Origin of the sequence: Pedobacter sp. (assembly GCF_045628745.1) — a bacterium.
Lineage (GTDB): Bacteria > Bacteroidota > Bacteroidia > Sphingobacteriales > Sphingobacteriaceae > Pedobacter.
In genome coordinates, this window is sequence record NZ_JAZQPU010000068.1 from 1 (window position 1) to 4,756 (window position 4,756).

The following is a 4,756-nucleotide window of genomic DNA, read 5'->3' on the forward strand; positions in this document are numbered from 1 at the left end:
GAAAATGTTTTCTTTACAGCGGTCATATATTGTCTTCCGATAGGTAATTCAAGACTGCCAATTTCAATATCATATGCAGTATAGGCGGAAATTTTTTGAATAGAGGCAATGTAGGAGCGATGGATGCGGATAAACTGGTTGGAAGGCAACATGGCTTCTAAAGTGCTTATAGATTGTTTAACCATTAGCGGAGGTAACTGGTTATCGCGCACTATTTTAATATAATCTTTGATGCTCTCTACATACTGGATGTCGTCAAAAAACACTTTTACCATTTTTCGTTCTGACCGAAAATAAAGGAAGCCCTGTTTTTGGGGTACAGAAGTCATTTCATGAGGAACGCTATCCAGCGTTACCTTATTAACGGCTTTTAAAAACCTTTCGAAAGAAATGGGTTTCAATAAATAATCCACTGCATCGAGGTCAAAGGCATCCGTTGCAAATTCTCTATGGGCAGTAGTGAAAATAACTTTCGGCGGGTTTTGTAATGTTTTCAGGAAGTTGGTGCCTAAAAGTTTAGGCATCTGGATGTCCAGAAAAATCAAATCTATTTGATGTTCATTGGTCATTTTCATGGCTTGTAGTGCATTTGAACAGGTGGCCACTACTTCCAATTGTTCCACCATGTCTGCATACATCTTGATGATTTTTAAAGCCGGTGGCTCGTCATCTACAATCAAACATTTCCATTTCATCATCCAAATTCTTTAATGTTTCTATTGTCCTGAAAGGCTTCCTTTTTTAAAGGATCGAGTGTAATATCCAGCTTAACGATATAGATTTCCTCCTGGATGAAGGCTTCTAAGTTGCAATGCCCGTCGTAGATCAATTTAAGTCTCCTATTTAAATTTTGCAAACCCACACCACCAGACGTGTGTTTATCCATGTGCTGCTCTTTATCAAGGCTGTTAACCAGTTGAAAATGCATTATCCCCTCCATAACAGATAAGTTTAAACTAACCCAGCATTGGTCTATTTGCTCGCTTGTGCCATGTTTAAAAGCATTCTCTACGAGCGGTAACAAAAGCAAAGGAGCGATCTGGTATTGGTAGATTTCACCGCTGATAACCACAGAAATATCCAGGCGATCGCCATACCTTAATTTTTCCAATTCAATATAATGATGTAGTAAATCTATTTCCTCACTTAAAGGAATAAAACGGGTATTGCTTTCATATATCATAAAGCGCAGCAGTGCTGAAAGTTTAAGTACAATTTCTGGTGCTTTAGGCGATTTTTCAAGGGTAAAAGCATAGAGGTTATTGAGTGTGTTAAATAAAAAGTGAGGGTGTAATTGTGATTTCAACATCTCCAGTTCTGCCTTCGTTCGTTGCTGTTGTGCTTCAAGGGTTTGTTGTTTTTGTTGATACCAAAAGCTGAGCAATTTAATAGAGATGGCAATGCCACTGATGTGAATAAAAGGGAGGATAGTCATGCCGGTGAGCATATTGTAACCATGGTATTTATCACTTGCAGATAAAACCAGTTGCATGGTCCAGGCATAGGCACTACAGCAGGCAACGACTAAGATAACACCCAGTGCAAACTTAAAGTACTTTTTATGGATGAGGTAACGAGGTACCAAAAAATAGATGTTCATATACACGGCAAGTAAATGTCCGGGCAGGTAAAAGATAGAATTGAGAACAGATGCTTTCCAGTGGTCGTTGAAGCCAAAACCCCAGGCAAAATAAGTAATGACGATGATCCAAAACAGGATATGCAGCATTATTTTTTTGAATAATGCAGATCCCTTTGACCGATTAAAGACCATTTTCATCTTGACTTAAAGTTACGCAATATGGACGATAACAATTGCGTAAAGCAGTCATACAGCATGATTTAGTCGCTAAATAACCGTATTTGGTAGCTGAATGATTTTTAGACTTTGATATGCGCATTAAAACCTTGTCCTGCTGGTTTATAATAGGCGTGCATCATATTGGGGTTATTTTGTCCTTAATTTTATTTCAACAAGAGGAAACTATCTGGATTAAGGTCATCAACAGTGGATTATTTGCTCCCGATGGTTTCATCACCGTAAATAAAATTAAATGATATCAAGATGAAAACTCACTTAATCAGACTGATGAGTACGGTAATTGTACTTCTTAGTATGGCTGCTTGTAAAAAAGATACAAGCGCGCCAATACCAATTGATTTTCCTAGTGCAAATGGTGCGGGTATGGTTTTAAAGTGGAATGAGGCAGGAACAGCTGCACTAACTTCCATGGGAGGTATGCCACCTATGCAGGAATCAAGAATTTATGCCATGATTAATTTAGCGATGCATGATGCGCTAAACAGCACTAATCCTAAATATGAGCGTTATGCTTATAATGTAGGCATTTTTAACCAGGCAGATCCAGATGCTGCCGTTGCTCAGGCTGCTCATGATGTAATTGTACACCTCTTTCCTGATCATCAAACGGTTAACACTTTACTCAGTGAAAGTCTATCAGGCATTGCGGATAACCAAAGCAAAACTGCAGGAATAGAAGTTGGCAAACTTGCCGCCAAAGCCATGATAGAAAAAAGAACTAATGATGGGGAATCAACTGCACAATTTCAGTTTACACAGGGTACCATTGCTGGGGCTTATCGTTCTACACCACCCTTTGATGCGGCGCCGTACAATGGGATGGTAATGATGCCTGGCTGGGGAAAGGTACATCCTTTTGGGCTGCTTGAAACTTCGCAGTTTAGGGCTAGTGAACCTTATGCGATTAATAGTGCGGAGTATACGGCAGATTATAATGAAATCAAAACGCTGGGTTGTAAAATAGGTTCCAGCAGGACAGAAGAGCAAGCTGAGATTGCTGTTTTTTGGTTAGACAATGTGCCAATGAGCATGAACCGTGTGGCAAGAAAACTTATTGTAGAGAAAAATCTTGATGCCTGGAAAGCGGCTAGATTGCTTTCAATACTGCACATGGCTGAAGCAGATGCCAATATCAGTGCTTTTGACAGTAAGTTCTTCTATAACTTCTGGCGACCAATTACTGCGGTGCGTTTAGGAGAACAGGATGGTAATCCAAATACAATAGGAGATCCAGAATGGGATGTAATGGCTGCTCCAACACCTCCTGTGCCAGATTACCCTTCAAATCATTCAATAAGTGCTGCGGCCGCTGCTGAGGTTTTCAGAGATTTTTTTGGTACAGATGAAATTAGTTTTTCAGCGACTAGTGATGCATTACCGAATGTGACAAGAAGGTTTTCTTCCTTTTCAAGTGCTGCAAAAGAAATTGGCTTGTCGAGAATATATGTTGGTTACCATTTTCGTCATGCGGTGGAGGTAGGGTTGGCACAGGGACAAAAAATAGGAGATTTCGTTAACCGCTATTGCCTTAAAGAAATCAACCAGCGTAATTTATGATTTGTGTATTGAGTGTTACGATTTTTGTTACGAATGCATATAATTAATGCTGAATGATGTATTAAGCGTTACGATTATTGTTTGTTAACGTTTTTACATCAATGCTCCACGACGAGGTAGTTTTAATTTTTAGAATAGGGGAGGCGTTAGTATGCCTCCTTTTTTTTGTAAATTTAAGCTGTTTTTTTGTGTATACCTTGGCTGTTTATGTACATCACTATTTATGCTATTACTTGCTTTAGTAAAAGGAGCGGGTTAAATTGCCACCATTAACAGCATCTCAAGGTTGATTTAGGAATTAATTTAATTTTAACATTGGAAACAAATCAAAAAACGGTCGTTTTAGACAAGAGAGTTGCATTGGCAAAAGCGGAGCATTATTGCGCTTACCAGGAGCGTTCACAATATGAGATCAGAAATAAGCTCTATGAATGGGGATTACATAGCCGCGATGTGGAGGAGTTGATTTCAGAATTGATCACCACCAACTTTTTAAATGAAGAAAGATTTGCTAAAGCTTATGTTTCGGGGAAGTTCAATATCAATAAATGGGGGAAGATTAAGATTAAACAGGGCTTGAAATTTAAACAGGTGCCAGATAAAATGATTGTAAGGGCATTAAATGGGATCGATAATGACGATTATGAGAAGGTTTTACTGGATTGTGCAGAAAAAAAACTGAGAACAATCACCGAAAAAGACCCCTATAAGCGGAAACATAAGCTAATGACGTATCTTCTTACAAGGGGATTTGAAAATAATTTAATTTTAGTTGTGCTGAAAAACAATCACTTACTTGAAAGCTGACATTTTTTTTAAAAAATAACTTGCAGAGTTTATTATTGTGCCTATATTTGCATCACCAAAACGAAAGAAACTATTCAAAATCGGAAAGTTTCTAAGTTTAAAAAAGACCACGGATGCGGTCAACAATGCGAAAGTAGCTCAGTTGGTAGAGCACGACCTTGCCAAGGTCGGGGTCGCGAGTTCGAATCTCGTCTTTCGCTCTAAAAACTTTTCTTAACAGAAGGTTTTTAATTTTAAAAGGTTTAACACCTGCTCAGATGGTGGAACTGGTAGACACGCAGGACTTAAAATCCTGTGACCTTAAAAGTCGTGCGGGTTCGATTCCCGCTCTGAGTACTGAAATTAAACCCTGTAAATTCATCACTTACGGGGTTTTTTTATGCCTCTTTAGCTCAGCTGGTAGAGCAACTGACTTGTAATCAGTAGGTCATTGGTTCGATCCCGATAAGAGGCTCTTTAATAGTGATGCGAAAGTAGCTCAGTTGGTAGAGCACGACCTTGCCAAGGTCGGGGTCGCGAGTTCGAATCTCGTCTTTCGCTCTAAAAACCTTCCAAACGGAAGGTTTTTTT

General features: G+C 39.0%; 4 protein-coding genes and 4 tRNA genes. 6 read left to right on the top strand and 2 right to left on the bottom strand.

The annotated features are described in order from the left end of the window. On the bottom strand, nt 1-698 hold a 698-nt coding region (locus ACR2F7_RS03340; RefSeq protein WP_432712179.1), incomplete at its 3' end, for a LytR/AlgR family response regulator transcription factor. Beyond that, on the bottom strand, nt 695-1,729 hold the full coding sequence (locus tag ACR2F7_RS03345; protein WP_432712180.1) for a sensor histidine kinase: 1,035 nt from the start codon (nt 1,727-1,729) through the stop codon (nt 695-697). The genes ACR2F7_RS03340 and ACR2F7_RS03345, both read right to left, overlap by 4 nt. Before the next feature lie 336 nt (nt 1,730-2,065). Here ACR2F7_RS03345 and ACR2F7_RS03350 point away from each other — a divergent pair, with 336 nt between their 5' ends. The 6 genes from ACR2F7_RS03350 (at nt 2,066) to ACR2F7_RS03375 (ending at nt 4,726) form a co-directional block, all read left to right on the top strand. After that, on the top strand, nt 2,066-3,379 hold the full coding sequence (locus tag ACR2F7_RS03350) for a vanadium-dependent haloperoxidase (protein ID WP_432712181.1): 1,314 nt from the start codon (nt 2,066-2,068) through the stop codon (nt 3,377-3,379). Nucleotides 3,380-3,694: 315 nt separating this feature from the next. Next, nucleotides 3,695-4,186, top strand: coding sequence for a regulatory protein RecX (locus tag ACR2F7_RS03355; protein WP_432712182.1), 492 nt, complete (start codon nt 3,695-3,697; stop codon nt 4,184-4,186). A gap of 127 nt (nt 4,187-4,313) precedes the next feature. Beyond that, nucleotides 4,314-4,386 (top strand) — tRNA-Gly (locus tag ACR2F7_RS03360). A 51-nt stretch (nt 4,387-4,437) separates the two neighbouring features. Further along, nucleotides 4,438-4,522, top strand: a tRNA-Leu gene (locus ACR2F7_RS03365). 45 nt (nt 4,523-4,567) lie between these two features. Continuing rightward, nucleotides 4,568-4,640 (top strand) — tRNA-Thr (locus tag ACR2F7_RS03370). A gap of 13 nt (nt 4,641-4,653) precedes the next feature. Beyond that, a tRNA-Gly gene (locus ACR2F7_RS03375) sits at nt 4,654-4,726 on the top strand. The last annotated feature ends 30 nt before the right edge of the window (nt 4,727-4,756 follow it).

Coding starts and splice junctions, on each gene's coding strand:
- ACR2F7_RS03350 (WP_432712181.1), top strand. CDS start 2,066: ATGAAAACTCACTTAATCAGACTGATGAGTACGGTAATTGTACTTCTT.
- ACR2F7_RS03345 (WP_432712180.1), bottom strand. CDS start 1,729: ATGCTGCATATCCTGTTTTGGATCATCGTCATTACTTATTTTGCCTGG.